Source organism: Rickettsia senegalensis (assembly GCF_056135685.1).
The window spans coordinates 1-14,541 of sequence record NZ_JBVYTQ010000004.1 but is presented as its reverse complement, the minus strand read 5'-3'; the positions used below and the strand labels follow the sequence as shown (position 1 = coordinate 14,541).

The window sequence follows — 14,541 nt, the reverse complement described above, 5'->3', positions numbered from 1 at the left end:
ATAAGAGGAAGCTATCATCTGAGGATGATATTATAGCGAGCCAGCTAATGCATTTAGTGGGTAATCAAAAGAACTGGGGCTTTGGTCTTTGTTTTTTATATTTACGTAATATCAAAGGTTTTGGTTGGAATCATAAACGTGTATACAGGATATATAAGGAACTAGCTCTTAATATGAGAATAAAACCTAAGAGGAGACTAATTCGCAAGAAACCTGAAAAGCTTATAGTGCCTAATACAATAAATGATTGCTGGTCTATGGACTTTATGCAAGATAGTTTAGATAATGGAAGAAAATATCGTTTATTTAATGTGATTGATGACTTTAATAGGAAGGGTCTTGGCATTGAGATTGACTTTTCATTACCGGCAGGAAGAGTTATAAGGTCACTAGATCAAATTATAGAATGGCGAGGTAAGCCAAAATCTATACGCTGTGATAATGGACCTGAATATATAAGTAAGTTATTGAATAAGTGGGCAAAGGAGAACAATATCAAGTTACTATTTATTCAGCCAGGCAGGCCTCAGCAAAATGCATATATTGAAAGATATAATAGGACTGTAAGATATGATTGGGTGGACCAGTATTTATTTGGTAGTATACAAGAAGCACAAGATCTTGCCACTCAATGGCTTTGGTCATATAATAATGAAAGGCCAAATATGGCTATAGGGGGTATAACACCAATACAAAAATTAGCTCTTGCAGCTTAACTCTCTACTCTCTATTGCGATTAAAATTGGGAGGATTACCGTAGTATCTACTACTTTCCAAAAAGAATAGTTAGGATTCAATCAAGAATTTCTACATTTGTATATCCTATAATCTCAACTGAATTATTATTATCACTAGAAGTCGCGTTAAACATATCAATTATATTATTGTTATATATATTACTTTCATAATTAATAGGTTTTTCAGCGATATCTTCAGTTGGGTGTTGAGTTTTAGAATAATGTTTACTATTTTTAAATTCCGTCAGCAAAACTTGTTTATTATGGAAGGAACGTACTGATTGCTGAAATGCTAAGTAAATTTTCTTATCTCTTGCTTTCTCTGAGCAAGTGAATGCATTGCTATACGTAGACATTTCAGGATGAAATTGTATTCCCATAATAGATGCCCCAAATTGTGATTCTATGGCTTCAATATCATCATTGGTATAAGCTACAGCTTTAAACAAATCGTGCTTACCGTTGATGTGATTAGTGCCCCCTATCTCTTTTACAACTTGCTGATGAGCCTCCCAGAATTTTTCTTTTCCTATGCTCATACTTGGTTTACCAAAAATTATTTGTGAAAGTTCAGAATCTGGAATAATATTAACATATGAATTATGATCATCACTCTTATGACCGATCTTGCCGCCAAAATAAGTATTAAGAATTTGATGCCCACCACAAATACCAAGTATAGGAATGCCGCGTTGAGTTGCAACATGAATCAAAGCCATTTCTGCAATATTACGTTCTAAGTTATGTGATTGCATGTCATGTGGACTAATAGCTTCCCCAAACAACCTAGCATCAACCATATTGACATTTCCAGGTATAATCAAACCATCGCTATTCTCTAAAGCTTTAAGAGCATTATTTTTTGCCTCGCTAAATATCTTTAATGTTTCTGGTATATTAAAACTGATATAAGTGTCTTGTTTTATATCATCATAGATATACATAAATAAAGAATTAGTATTACAACCAGTTGGAACAATTTTTAGATAATCTGCCATAACGATCTTTGTTTTGTGAGATGTTGCTAATTCAGTCATTATAGATAAAGCTGTTACACCACCTATATCTATATTATAACTTAATACTATTTGACTTTGTTGTGGTGTAGTACATACACTACTATCAGTTTCACATAATATTGGCATTACTTCATGAGAATTGAACAATCTAGCAAAATCTTGTGGAGACTGGTTATATTTATTAACAGCTGCCTTATTCGCATTCATATTAAGAAGACATTGAGTAACCCCTTTATAATTATTAGCAGCAGCATAATGTAGAGGTGTGGCTAACTCAAAATTAGGTGCATCAACAGTTGCTCCATATAACAGAAGCATTTCAGCAATTTGTTTATATCCTTTACTTGCGGCTATATGTAACGCAGAATTACCGTTCTTATCACGTACATTTATATCTACCCCATTTTGTAATAACTCACTAGTATATTCTATATTGCCATTAAGTACTGCAATTATCAGAGGTGCTAAAGGTGGTGTTCGTAATTGTGCCATGGTCTATGAATATAATTATTTAAACTAAAATGCATTATATAGACAAATAATAGATTTTCAATAAAAAATAATTATAGTACATATCTTGCTATAGGTAATTAGACCTGAACATGGTAAGAACACTACAGACGCTAGCATACATAACAAGAGTCAATATAAGCTATAGAGCAATTCCAAGAAGTATAATGGACTGAGAAATCAAGACAAAAAATAATCAAATTCGTTTCCTATTTTTATTATATTGTTAAGCAGCTAATTGATAATAATTTTGCGTATAATTCAGATAAACATCCATAGGTTTTTTGTAACCAATACCCGAATGAAATCTTTGATAATTATACTTATACAGATAATTATCAATACCTATCCTCAGTTCTTTAATATTTTTAAAATCATTAATAAATATACAGTTATATTTTATAGTCCTAAAAAATCTCTCTATTACGATATTATCAATACTTCGACCTTTTCCATTCATTGAGATTTGAATATTATTATCTTTTAGTATCTGTATATGGTCATGACTAGTATATTGACTACCCTGATCACTATTAAATATCTTTGGAGCATTATATTTATTAAGGGCATCCTTCAAGACATCAGTAACAAGAGTTGCATCCATAGAATTGGATAATTTATAACTTAATATAGCTTTGCTATGCCAGTCTATAATAGCCGCCATATACATAAAGCCATCATGAGTTCTAATGTAAGTAATGTCACCACTCCAAACCTCATTGACATTAGGTACATGTACTGTTTTTGTTGTTCTAGATTTAGTCCAATATTGATCAAGTAAATAACTGTATACTTTATGCTCATTATCCTTTACAGAAGTAGACTTTCTCTTATGAGGATAAATGGCTTCTATTCCCATCATCCTCATATATTTTAATACTCGATCTCTGCCAATTGAAAAACCATCCTCTAATAACTGATGATAAATATAACGATAACCAAATTCGGGATTATCTGTATATATTTCATCTATTCTATTTAAGATACTTAATTTATCTACACTAAGCGGTTTAACTTTATAATATGTTGTAGAGCGACTAATATCTAGCAACTCACATTGTCTTGTCTTTGGTAGTTGATCTAGCTTGGACTGGACAAGACTCTTTCTATTTGATAAGTCCAAGCTTTTTAGCTTTCCCACAGCCCAGTCCCTCTCCACCGTAGCTTTCCCAAGAGCTTTAGCTAGTTCATCATTTTGTTCTTTGAGATCACTAATTTGTTCTTGATATTCACTCAAAACTTTAGCTGGCTCAAAAGCTAGAGCTGCATTAGCAACAAACTGCTTTTTCCAATTCTGAATTGTCTTGGAGCTTATCTCATATTTTGATGCTAATTGACTTAAGGTAGCATCCTCTTTTATTAATTCTAATACTACCTTAGTCTTTTCTTCACTACTGAAAATCCTAACCTTATTTTTCTTCATCTTTCCTCCTAAGTTTTACCTATTTATTGTAACTTATTTCGGAAACTTGAGTACTATTTTTTCTGTCCAGTTTTCTCAGTCCATTATAATTTATTGTAACTTATTTCGGAAACTTGAGTACTATTTTTTCTGTCCTGTTTTCTCAGTCCATTATAGTTTTCTTCAAAGCAGATGCTAGATAGTAATATGCGTAGTAATTGCAAGGATTGTTCTCTAAAGTGCGGCTCATATATTCCACAACCTTCTCTGTTTGCTTGCCCTGCAGATAATACTCTAAGCCCATCTCATACCAGCTTGGCACTTCTCGCCACCCTCCACCTAACATTGCAGAATATGATGCTTCTAATTCTGCAGTACTATTAAAAGCCTTACTCATTAACTTGCCTCCTTTAGTTCTACAAAACTTCCATTTAATGATTCGTTTAAAGCATTAAGTCTTAAATGAATGTTTGCCATCTCTTCATATTCCTCAAGTAGAAGTAAACCTTTGCACTTAGTCTTTAGTGCCATATACTCAAACTCATACGAAAAAAGATTAACTCCTATGATGCTCAATATCTCATCTATACGGCAAACCGCGTTAATTACTTTCTGCATAGCTGCTATATCAAGCCTTGATTGGTTCAATATCTCAAACATTCGATCAAAACTCTCAACCGCCTCCTTAAAATCGTGATTACGGTAATTGCTCATACCTGCAACCTCTAACCATGTTATGTTTCTCTCATCTATTACTAATCCGTACATATTTTCCTACTGAATTTCTGTTTATTTCGCTTGTCTTTTACGCTATTAACAACTACTTCGCTTCTTAAGCTCTTCTTAACTATTAAGATTTTTGAAAATAACTTTCGCTTTCCTTTAGATTTTACTAAATCTTAAAGACCTACTTTTAGTTTCAATACTCCTTGATGTGCTTTAAATCGCTTGTGCCTAGTATGGTCGTACAATAGCTCTAGCTTAATGTTCTGACTGCTCGCTATTAATCCGACTCCAGCATTAAGGCTTGTCCTTTCGTTTTGAGCATTAGTTGATATGGTGCCAGTCCCGATAGTTTGCTGGGATTCGTAGTACGTTAAAGTGAAGGTATGGTTTTTTGCCCCTGCTGCCTATTCTTCTCTCTACCGAAAAATGCGCCGTTGGTGTTAAGATAGTATTAGATAGTATGGCGTTAGACGTACCTATTTCCTTTAGTTTGATAGGTGCAAATATTACTCTGCTACCTATCTCACCATTTAAGGCTTGGTAACTCTTTTTAGAATGCTCTATAGATAGGTTACTTGCTATTTGCTCTTGGTAAGCGTTTGCTTTCTCATATTCGTATCTCAAGCCAATGTGAGGTATGAGCGTTACTGCTCTCGGTAACTCTATTCTGTAGTTAAGATGCGGCTCAAAACTCAATAACTTTGATCTTGCTTTTTTACCTTTGCTAAGTCCTGCTGAACCTATTACCGACATGCTGATATCACGACTTACTGGGCTCGACCCATATAGACTAAATATATAAGTATCATATTTAGCTCTGTTACTTGCGGTACTGCTTCGTAAATCACTTGACCCACCTTGATCGTGATATTTCACACGACTACTAAACTTGCCAAAACTGCTACCTACCAGTAAGTCATTCTCAAGGTTAAGCTCTAGCCCAATAGTGCCTCCGGCTATTTTAGTGCTGTAGCCATTTACGTCTGCTTTAGCTTTTTGTTTGTTACTGCCAAGCGTACCACTACTCCATATACTATAGCCGCGGGTTTTTTCAGCTGCATCATCTAGAGCCCTACCTGCTTCTTCTTCACCTGCAGATACAGTAGCAGTTAGTACTTCTCTTGCAAATATGCGGTGCTTGATATGATTACTAGATATTTTTCTAGCCTCTCGTGCTTGGTTATGTGATGCTGCTACCATGGTCGCTTTCTTACGTAACTCTTCCTGACTCATAGAGGTAGCTTGTTGTGGCTCAGTGCTTGCGATACTATCTAAGTTAGTAGATATCTCTTGAGGCAAATTATCTTCTTCCTCTACCTTATCTTGTATCTCAAGAACGCTTGCTGCGGCACTTTCTTCCTGTGACACTTCCTCTGATTCGTTACTATCTAGTGCAATACTTACTTCATTAATGCTACTATCGTTACTTGCAACAGCTGAAGATAGCTCCTCTTTCTTCTCTTCAATCGCAGGTGGCGAAATTGATATCCCGTCCTCGTCGCCACTATCCTCAGAATATTCGCTACCACTACTCGTATATACAGTGTCATATCCATCAGTATCTGAAATATTATCCTCACCACTCCAATCATCATCGCCCACACAACTAGAACCGCTATAACCGCTATCTTCTATCGCTTCATCTAGCATTTTTATTACTTTCTTTTCTTCCTCGCCTAATGAATCAACTTCTGAAATGTTTAAATTTTCTGAACTGCTAAATGCTGATAGAGGTGGTGCTGACGGTGCTATTTGCTTTTGTACTTTTGATGTACTAAATTCAGTTTCAAAAGCCTCACCTATCAAGGTATCAGGGTCTTGCCAAGGTTCTGAGTACTCAGTACTATTACTTGCCATACTAATAGTATCTATAGGTTTGTTGTATATAGGCTCTTCTGCTCCTCCGCTTATTGTTCCTGCTAAATTATTGATACCTTGATTCTTTAGCTGCTCTCTTAAGAGCGCTATCTCAGATCTTAGTTCTGTCACTATGTTGTGATGCAGTGCTGGATTTATCCCCATGACTACACCTTCCCTATTCTCGCCTCTTTCCTTTGCTTTCTGCTCTATCCTAGCTTTTACTGCCTCAGCTTCAGCTCGGCGTCTTTCTCTTGCTATCTCCTCATTCTTCTTAGCCGCTTCCTCCCATTTCTTCTTATTTTGCTCGCGAATTGTTGCTGCTCTTGCTAAATTCTCTGCTTTCTTCCGTTTAATCTCCTCAGCTGTTAATTTAGGTGCTTGCTTTACCACTTTCTTTGACTTAGCACTCTTCTTCTCTCCAGATATACCGCTTCTTCTTCTCTCAAGTGTATTGTGTAGCTGGCTCATTAAATCCCCCCATCGCTAGGTACAACCTTAGGCTTTGGCTCTTTCTTTACCTTTTTTAATATGTTTTTGCCGAAATTCCTGATCGACTCGAACAATGCTGACCTATTGTCTGATTGCCCCCCTATACTTGCATCGCTGATGAAACCAGGCATAGCTGGTAGCACAGGCGGTGACGGAGGAGCTGAGGGTGGTGATTGGTGCATGATTGGTGGTAAAGGCACGTTAGCACTCATTCCTGCAGAGCTATTGCCAAATAGAAAACTTTGATTTGGTTCTATAGCTGATTGTGCCTTTACTTCTAACGTAGTTGCAAGAAATCCAAGTGATAGCAACATCACTGATGCTACTCGAGATATCTTGAAAAACTTTGATTTTAAATTAAGGTTACCGCTATATTTCCTGCTATAGTAGCTTTCGCTTTGACTAGCTGACAAAAAGTAGTCAGGTTGTAGGTATTGGGGAGTGGTGTTTGAATTTGTCTGTTGTGACAAGCTCTCCGTTGATATGCCTTAGCTCCAAAAGTATTACCTTTGTTGCCAAAGCCATTAATATATGATAGTTTCATAATATAAACCTTTGTTTCGGGGTTTTAGTTTCAATAGGTGGGTACTCAACCGGCAAAAGTAGTGTACCCACATAGACTATGTTAATAAAAAAAACAAAGTAAGTCAAATAAATTCCGAATATTTCTCGGAATTTTTTTTAAAGTATATTTATGTCGATAACTATAAGCATTCAGAAATTTTTAAACGTTAAATTTCATGAACATAAAATTCTACGAAAAGATTTTATTAATGAAAGTGGAATCAAACGTTCTAGTATTAGTGAATTATTAAATGGCATACCTGTAAGCCCTTCTTTAGTTACAATTCTTAAAATTGCTAATTACTTTAATTGCTCAATTGATGAAATTTTAGGAAGGGTTGATTATATACAGGATGATAGTACTAAATATATCAAGATCAGTCCCGTACAAATGTCTAACAACACTAAAGATTTTATTGTGTCCATGCTAAAGGAAAATAATATTTCATCTCACCAATTAGCTGCTTCATGTAATATCGGAACAGATACTATAAACTATTTTATAAAAAAACATGATTCTAAGAAAAATCTTAGTACTAGAACACTATATGCCGTCGCAAACTTTTTTAATATTTCAATAGACAAAATAGTTGGTAGAATATAGTAACTAGACGTCTAGCTAGCTAGATATCTAGCTAGTGCTTTTTCAAGTACTTCTACCATATAACATTGCTCTTTTATTGCTATCTTATTCAAATTATTATAAAAGTCCGTTGTTACCTTTAGATTTAATTGAACATTTCTCTCGCTTCTTCTTTTGGTTCTTATAAGACTAGTTTCCAGCTCTTCATTCCGCCTTGGTTTTCTTATTTCCCCTAGTGTTTCTAGATTTAGTGGTTTTTTTTTCATGACTCTTGATTTCTCCTTCTATAAAATTACATAATTCGTTAATCTCACTGATAGCAGCTTTATTATGCATCTCTAATGCAGTTCTTCCATCTAACATCGCAATAGCATATATAATCCTTTGTCTTATAGGTGATGGTGCAATCTGACCATTTTTTGATAGTAATAAAATTGTCTGCTCTGTTATTTGAGTCCCTGACACAGAACTATTCAAAATAAAGGTAAAATTCTTTTTATGTTCTTCTATTATAGTTAAAGTTTCACCTATAGCTTCAATATCCAAAGGCGAAGGTCTACATGGTATTAATATGTAATCTGCTACAAGTATAGCTTGTTCAATTATTTTTAAATGCGATGGTGGTGTATCTATAATAACATAGCTATCTTTTGTATTTATTTTTGCTAGAGCATCTTTTAATTGATTATATTTAATATCTACAAGAGATATATCTTCATCTTCCCTTTTTTGCCACCATTGTTTTAAACTTTGTTGTGGATCTAAATCTATTAGATACACCTGCTTTTTCTTTTTTGCTAAATTGCTTGCTATAAGGGCAGTAATTGTTGTTTTTCCTACTCCTCCTTTATTAGCCGCAATAGTAATTACAGACATTTTTATGACCAAGTAATATTATATAGATATCTAGGTAGCTAGCTACCTAGATATCTATATAATATTACTTTTCTGTTTTTTTTCAAGATTAAAATTTTTGAAAGGATATATTAAGGCTTCTATCCGAATTTTATTCGAATTCTTTTGTTGACACTGTAGGATTATTTTTCTAGTCTTTAGATATTGTTGTTTAGGCAGGTACACTACTTTTGCCGGTTGAGTACCCACCTATTGAAACTAAAACCCCGAAACAAAGGTTTATAAAGTGAATATACCACACATCGAACAAAAACACAATACTAATCAACTATCTTTACACCACATAAGCAATTTAGCTTATCAACAAGATAAAACTGCCACTAGTTACGGTAATGTTAATTCCCTAACTCATCATAATAATCATTATACCTTGTTATATCCTGATTTAGTGCAGGAATTATTTAATTTTGCGTTACATAATAGCAACAGTACAAAAAATAATTCACTATTCTTCGGTAGTTTAGGCGTAAGTAATACAAAATTCTCTTCTATAGACTCTTCTTTGTCCACCTCTTTAGGTCATGCAGACTCATCATTGTCACCTCATGACATATTATTTTTCTTGCAGATTGTCTCACTATATCAGTTAGAGCTAAGCAAAGGTAATGCGTATATTACCTATCCATCATTAAAACTTGCTAAACTTCTTGGTGTTGATGTTTCTTGTGATACTGAAAGCATAGTAGATAACGCTAGTATGAGATCTACTATTTTAAAGATGACAGCTAAGCTTGAATCTTTAGGGCTTCTTAAAGTATTTAGAAGAAAAAGAAAGAATGGTATGGATTTAGCTAATAAGCTAATACCTGTTCTTCCTGATATGTTGCACGCAAGAATTAAAGACTCACAATCTAACTTAAAAGTAAGTGATAGCTCTAAATTAGACCATGAGTCTAATCTAGATCATATACTTAGAACTAAATTATTCGTTCCTATTGAACTCGAATTCATGAAGAGCTTGTTTAAAGATGGCATGCCATCTAAATACAAACTGTTCTTCTTAAACTGTATTATGTCTGCCTATAAGAACTTTAGGCATAACTCTAGTAGTATAGCAGATGAAGATGCCATTTATGTACCTAACATGTTTTCTTTTTCTTCTACATCTAGTGCATTAATGAAGAAAAATAACATAAGCCGTAGTACTCTTGATAGGATATTTAGATATATCAAACAACAAGATAATAGCTTCTTTATCAAAGTAGAGCATAAATATGCTAAATCTGATGATGTTGATTCTAATAGATATGACAAATCTATTTTTGTCATATCTATTAATCCTTTAGTCTTTCCAAGCTCTTATATTAAACAGTGTGAAGAACAGGAAGAAATATCTGACATTAATCATGACGAATTACCAAGTATTAATTCTTCTACTTTTCCCGATACTTATGCAGAGTTTGAAGCGGCATGGTCAAAAAAACAGCCTAGCATAATCAAAAAAACAGCCCTAAATAATAAAGAAGAAATAATAAAGAATAAGTATTATAAAGATATAGATTATATAGATGTAAATTGTGAAGATTTAGGAAATCATTTGAACTCTGAAAATAATTCGCAATATTTATGCCACGTTCCATCCCAAGGTATCTCACAAGACAAATTTAGAGAGCCTACAATAACAAAAAATACAGCAATAAATCACAAAGAAGAGTTTTTTGAAGAGGAGCAAAGCTCCTCTTCATCTAAATCTTATAATAATGATTCTTTTTTAAATGATGCTGAGTCAGGATGGCGGGAACTAAGGTATTTCTATCCACTTTCTGAAAAAGATGTAGATACGCTTAACTTTAGAGCTAGTAGAGAATTCAGTAATAATTTTATGAATCAGTTATTACTGAAGCTATACATCAAATATCCTGAGAAGAGATTTAAGAACAAATTTACGTTCTTAAGCTATATGGCAAAGATTCTAAAGAATGAGAAGCATCAAGGACCATTAGTTAATCATACAAGCTTTAGGTTCAGCTGTAACATAGGAACGATAGAGAAGAATTTACTTGAATATGAGAAATACCTAAGTCAAATAGAGAATTCATTTGATACCAGTAAAGAGATGCAGGTAAGGAAGAAGATAGCAGGAAGATTTAGTGCTGAGATAGCATATAAGATACTAACGAAAGTACAATTTAAGACAAACAATGATAATAGCTTTATTACTGCGTTAGTCCCAAACCGCCTTGTTTTAAGCGAGCGACAAATAGCAACACTCCGCGAGCAACTAGAAGCAGTATATGGAATTAACGGTTATTATGTGCAGGAAGCTGAGCAAGAAGAGAGAATTGAAGATGTAAAGCCTGAGAGAGTAGGGGTTGCTAAAGGTGGCAGAGAGAAAGGGAAAAGCAAAGTAGTCAGTACAGCGATTCTAGAAAAGCAATATTCTAAAATCAAAAAGTCTGATATTATTTCTAGTAGCAAAGATATTGAAATTTTAGAAAGCAGTCAGGAATGCGATAAAATAGAAGAAAAGACGGCGTGGAATCAAATACGAAAAGGCTTAAGAGAAGAGCTAGGTAGGGCTATAGACGAGACTTGGTTTTGTAAAGCAGATGTTACAGAAGATAATGAAACCAAAACCATGACCATAACAATGCCAACAAGATTCATGGCTGATTGGGTTAAAAATAACTACTCGCATGTGATACGGAGGCTAGCTGGTAGTCTAGCGGTTAAGAATATAGAGTATTCATATGAGTGAGATTTTAGAGAAAGCAAGAACACTGTTTGAAGATGCAAGAAATATAGAGGCAATTGAAGAAAATATAGTCTGTATAACACTTAAGTGTAATAGTTGAGATTTAATCTTACATTTAGTAAAATTAAGATAATATTAAATGGAGGATTAGAGATGAATCTAAATCAAAAAATAATAAAGCCAAAAATAGGATTACTAGAATTAGCTAGGAGTCTTGGTAGTATATCGTCAGCATATAAAGCTATGGGTTACAGTAGAGACAGTTATTATAGGTTTAAAGAGTTATATGAAACAGGAGGAGAAGAAGCATTATATGAGATTAGTCGGAAGAAGCCAATTATAGCGAATAGAGTTGATCCTGCCGTAGAGAGAGCAGTATTAGATATGGCAATAGAATACCCCGCTTATGGTCAGCTGCGAGTATCAAATGAGCTTAAAAAGACTGGTATTCTTGTATCACCTGGAGGAGTTAGATCTATTTGGCTACGTAATGATTTAAATAATATCAATAAAAGACTTAAAGCATTAGAAGCCAAAATGGCTCAGGATGGTATTGTTCTTACCGAAGCTCAGTTACAAGTATTAGAGAAACGGCGTAGCGAGAAAGAAGCTCATGGTGAGATTGATACACAGCATCCAGGTTATCTAGGATGCCAAGACACATATTATGTAGGTAATTTTAAAGGCATAGGCAAGGTATATTCTCAAGTGTTTATTGATAGTTACACTCGGGTTGCAGAGGCTAAACTATATACTGATAAAACAGCACTTACCGCTGCTGACATGCTTAATGATAGAGTGTTACCATGGTATGAGAGTCAGCAAATACCAGTACTTCGTATTTTAACTGATAGAGGTGGTGGGTATAAAGGTAATATAGAACATCATGCTTTTGAATTGTTCTTAAGCATTGAGGGTATTGAGCATACTACTACTAAAGCATATTCTCCTCAAACAAATGGTATGTGTGAACGTTTTAATAAAACTATGAAACAAGAATTCTTTGATACTGCTATGCGTAAAAAGATCTATACTGATCTTGATGATCTACAACTAGATCTTGATATTTGGCTAGAATATTATAATAATGAAAGACCGCATTCCGGTAAATATTGCTATGGAAAAACACCTATGCAGACTTTTATGGATAGTAAAAAGTTAGCTGTTGAAAAGAATAACGAAATCTTATATCTTGAATACTCATCTGACAGTCATAACTTATCAGACATTCAGATATAATTTTTATAATGTCTGTAAGATTAAATCTTGACTTCTACAACTTAAGTACTTAGACCGACACAATGATTACCTGCAAATCTATTTGTCTGCTGAAGAGCAATAATACACTTTTACGGATGATGGCTTTATACTTGATGATATTGAACACTTAGTAACCGATAATGAAAACCTAAAACTAATAGAAAGAATATTGAAAAGATTTAATATAGAAAGAAATCAAAATGAAATATCTATAAAGACAGATTTAGCAAATCTGACTAGTACAAAAGAAAAGTTCATACTGGCAATCAATGCAATAAATATGGATTATTGACAACGAAAGTAGTAACAAATGTTAGTATATTCCAAAAACGATCGTTTTAGGAACAAGTAACAGACTCACAAAAACTTTATTAAAATCTGTCCAAAGATTGTTCCAAAACCTTGTTCTTATTAAAATGTTCTGCTAATATAACAAAAAAGCGTTTTAGGAATAAGAAGATATGCTCATCGGATACGCAAGGGTTTCAACATTAGATCAAAACCCTAATCATCAAATTGATGCTCTTAATGAGGTAGGATGTAAAAAAATATTTACAGAAAAAATATCAGGTGCAAGTAAGCAACGTACTCAATTGCAGGCAGCACTTGATTATATGCGTGAAGGCGACACGCTTGTAGTTTGGAAATTATCACGTCTTGCAAGATCACTAACGCAAATAATCAGTACTGTAAAAATCCTTGAAGAGCAAAAAATTGGCTTGCAAGTAATTACCCAAAATATAGATACTTCAACAGCAGAAGGAAGACTTTTCTTTCATATGAATGCAGCATTCGATCAGTTTCAGCGAGAGATTATTGTAGAAAATACCAAAGCCGGCTTAAAATCTGCCCGTAGAAACGGTAGAATAGGTGGAAGACCTAAGTTTATGAGTGATGAAAAAATGCGTACGGCAAAAGCTATGCTAAAAGATAGTGAAAATTATCCGTTTATTTCCGATATTATAAAAACGCTAGAGATAGGTAGGACAACCTTTTACAGATACTTTCCTCCAGAGTCTATAGAGCAACTTAGAACCCGCCAATAAAATCCTATTTTTTTCTAAGAATAAGATTTTGACCAAAAACGATATTTAAGATAGAGTGAAATTAACTCATCGCTTTAGGTCTTCTTCAAATGAAATCACAGTATCAAAATTACCAAAGACAGCTAAATGGAAAATACAGTAATCAAGAAGCTATTGTGATGCAAACACAAGAAGTGCCATTAACGGAAGAGGTACTAAATCAAGACAATAGAATTTGTTACAAAAAAAGAAGAGAAGAATTAAATAGAAGGGTTCAAAGTTTACTGGAGCAAAAGAAGAAAGTAGTAGGGTAATCCTCCCCAAAAACAATCGACAAAAGGAGTAGAATGTTCTAGAAGTAAAGAAGGAGATTCTATAAATGACAATATCAAAACACAGTGATAGCCAAATCATGTCTATCTTAAAGCAGGCGAGCAGTGGGATGCCTGTAGCATCTATACTAAGAGAACATAAAATATCGTCAGCGACATTTTATAAATGGCGATCAAAATATGGCGGTATGGATTTACCGATGATTACTAAACTAAAGGAGTTAGAATCTGAGAACACCCGACTTAAGAAGATGTATGCTGAGGAAAGGTTAAGAGCTGATATATTAAAGGAAGTACTTGAAAAAAAGTAAGGAAGCCATCTCAAAGGCGAGAGATGGCTAAAATAATATCTGAAGAAAAAGATATTTCTATAAGGAGTGCATGCAAGATTTTTGGTGTAAGCGAAACGTGCTATAGATATAGG

At 34.0% G+C, this 14,541-nt stretch carries 14 protein-coding genes and 3 pseudogenes; 9 read left to right on the top strand and 8 right to left on the bottom strand.

Features of this window, described 5'->3' with window-relative positions:
- Window positions 1-716, top strand: a 716-nt coding sequence (locus AC0ODJ_RS08995) for an IS3 family transposase (protein ID WP_474466116.1), incomplete at its 5' end; no start/stop codon positions are given.
- 77 nt (window positions 717-793) lie between these two features.
- Here the strand turns inward: AC0ODJ_RS08995 and AC0ODJ_RS08990 are convergent.
- The 7 genes and pseudogenes from AC0ODJ_RS08990 to AC0ODJ_RS08960 all read right to left on the bottom strand — a co-directional run bounded on the left by AC0ODJ_RS08990 (window position 794) and on the right by AC0ODJ_RS08960 (window position 6,874).
- Entirely contained in the window at window positions 794-1,681 is an 888-nt protein-coding gene (locus AC0ODJ_RS08990; protein ID WP_218460089.1) for a gamma-glutamyl-gamma-aminobutyrate hydrolase family protein, read from the bottom strand.
- Between the two features lie 246 nt (window positions 1,682-1,927).
- Window positions 1,928-2,248 (bottom strand): annotated as a pseudogene (locus AC0ODJ_RS08985) (ankyrin repeat domain-containing protein); the annotation flags it as partial.
- Between the two features lie 244 nt (window positions 2,249-2,492).
- Complete coding sequence (locus AC0ODJ_RS08980; protein ID WP_474464651.1) at window positions 2,493-3,689, bottom strand: IS3 family transposase; 1,197 nt, start codon at window positions 3,687-3,689, stop codon at window positions 2,493-2,495.
- Between the two features lie 142 nt (window positions 3,690-3,831).
- Window positions 3,832-4,065 carry a hypothetical protein gene (locus AC0ODJ_RS08975; protein WP_474466114.1) on the bottom strand — a complete coding sequence of 78 codons (234 nt, stop codon included), beginning with the start codon at window positions 4,063-4,065 and terminating at the stop codon, window positions 3,832-3,834.
- Entirely contained in the window at window positions 4,065-4,436 is a 372-nt protein-coding gene (locus tag AC0ODJ_RS08970) for a hypothetical protein (RefSeq protein ID WP_474466112.1), read from the bottom strand. The genes AC0ODJ_RS08975 and AC0ODJ_RS08970 overlap by 1 nt, the downstream gene beginning before the upstream one ends.
- A gap of 279 nt (window positions 4,437-4,715) precedes the next feature.
- Window positions 4,716-6,722, bottom strand: coding sequence for an autotransporter outer membrane beta-barrel domain-containing protein (locus tag AC0ODJ_RS08965; RefSeq protein WP_474466110.1), 2,007 nt, complete (start codon window positions 6,720-6,722; stop codon window positions 4,716-4,718).
- Window positions 6,722-6,874, bottom strand: a complete 153-nt coding sequence (locus AC0ODJ_RS08960; RefSeq protein WP_474466118.1) for a WH2 domain-containing protein — start codon at window positions 6,872-6,874, stop codon at window positions 6,722-6,724. Before AC0ODJ_RS08960 ends, AC0ODJ_RS08965 begins: the two co-directional genes overlap by 1 nt.
- Here AC0ODJ_RS08960 and AC0ODJ_RS08955 point away from each other — a divergent pair.
- Both AC0ODJ_RS08955 and AC0ODJ_RS08950 read left to right on the top strand, forming a co-directional pair.
- The gene (locus AC0ODJ_RS08955; protein ID WP_474466121.1) at window positions 6,828-6,989 is read left to right on the top strand and encodes a hypothetical protein; all 162 of its coding nucleotides are present in this window, start codon (window positions 6,828-6,830) and stop codon (window positions 6,987-6,989) included. The two genes, AC0ODJ_RS08960 and AC0ODJ_RS08955, sit on opposite strands and share 47 nt — an antisense overlap.
- Before the next feature lie 448 nt (window positions 6,990-7,437).
- Window positions 7,438-7,911, top strand: a complete 474-nt coding sequence (locus AC0ODJ_RS08950) for a helix-turn-helix transcriptional regulator (RefSeq protein WP_474466107.1) — start codon at window positions 7,438-7,440, stop codon at window positions 7,909-7,911.
- 183 nt (window positions 7,912-8,094) lie between these two features.
- Here AC0ODJ_RS08950 and AC0ODJ_RS08945 read toward each other — a convergent pair whose 3' ends face one another.
- Window positions 8,095-8,766 (bottom strand): AAA family ATPase, encoded by a 672-nt coding sequence (locus AC0ODJ_RS08945; RefSeq protein ID WP_474466105.1) that lies wholly within the window; start codon window positions 8,764-8,766, stop codon window positions 8,095-8,097.
- A 265-nt stretch (window positions 8,767-9,031) separates the two neighbouring features.
- Here AC0ODJ_RS08945 and AC0ODJ_RS08940 point away from each other — a divergent pair, with 265 nt between their 5' ends.
- The 6 genes and pseudogenes from AC0ODJ_RS08940 to AC0ODJ_RS08915 form a co-directional block, all read left to right on the top strand.
- Entirely contained in the window at window positions 9,032-11,503 is a 2,472-nt protein-coding gene (locus tag AC0ODJ_RS08940; protein ID WP_474466103.1) for a DnaA N-terminal domain-containing protein, read from the top strand.
- Window positions 11,504-11,653: 150 nt separating this feature from the next.
- Window positions 11,654-12,739, top strand: coding sequence for an IS481 family transposase (locus AC0ODJ_RS08935; protein WP_474465612.1), 1,086 nt, complete (start codon window positions 11,654-11,656; stop codon window positions 12,737-12,739).
- Between the two features lie 115 nt (window positions 12,740-12,854).
- Window positions 12,855-13,052: pseudogene (locus AC0ODJ_RS08930) on the top strand (DUF1828 domain-containing protein); the annotation flags it as partial.
- Window positions 13,053-13,221: 169 nt separating this feature from the next.
- Entirely contained in the window at window positions 13,222-13,806 is a 585-nt protein-coding gene (locus AC0ODJ_RS08925; protein ID WP_218460270.1) for a recombinase family protein, read from the top strand.
- A 155-nt stretch (window positions 13,807-13,961) separates the two neighbouring features.
- Window positions 13,962-14,099, top strand: coding sequence for a hypothetical protein (locus AC0ODJ_RS08920; protein ID WP_474466100.1), 138 nt, complete (start codon window positions 13,962-13,964; stop codon window positions 14,097-14,099).
- A 65-nt stretch (window positions 14,100-14,164) separates the two neighbouring features.
- Window positions 14,165-14,541, top strand: a pseudogene (locus tag AC0ODJ_RS08915) (transposase); the annotation flags it as partial.

Coding starts and splice junctions, on each gene's coding strand:
- AC0ODJ_RS08990 (WP_218460089.1), bottom strand. CDS start 1,681: ATGTATATCTATGATGATATAAAACAAGACACTTATATCAGTTTTAAT.
- AC0ODJ_RS08945 (WP_474466105.1), bottom strand. CDS start 8,766: ATGTCTGTAATTACTATTGCGGCTAATAAAGGAGGAGTAGGAAAAACA.
- AC0ODJ_RS08980 (WP_474464651.1), bottom strand. CDS start 3,689: ATGAAGAAAAATAAGGTTAGGATTTTCAGTAGTGAAGAAAAGACTAAG.
- AC0ODJ_RS08965 (WP_474466110.1), bottom strand. CDS start 6,722: ATGAGCCAGCTACACAATACACTTGAGAGAAGAAGAAGCGGTATATCT.
- AC0ODJ_RS08925 (WP_218460270.1), top strand. CDS start 13,222: ATGCTCATCGGATACGCAAGGGTTTCAACATTAGATCAAAACCCTAAT.
- AC0ODJ_RS08970 (WP_474466112.1), bottom strand. CDS start 4,436: ATGTACGGATTAGTAATAGATGAGAGAAACATAACATGGTTAGAGGTT.
- AC0ODJ_RS08960 (WP_474466118.1), bottom strand. CDS start 6,874: ATGCCTGGTTTCATCAGCGATGCAAGTATAGGGGGGCAATCAGACAAT.
- AC0ODJ_RS08975 (WP_474466114.1), bottom strand. CDS start 4,065: ATGAGTAAGGCTTTTAATAGTACTGCAGAATTAGAAGCATCATATTCT.
- AC0ODJ_RS08950 (WP_474466107.1), top strand. CDS start 7,438: ATGTCGATAACTATAAGCATTCAGAAATTTTTAAACGTTAAATTTCAT.
- AC0ODJ_RS08935 (WP_474465612.1), top strand. CDS start 11,654: ATGAATCTAAATCAAAAAATAATAAAGCCAAAAATAGGATTACTAGAA.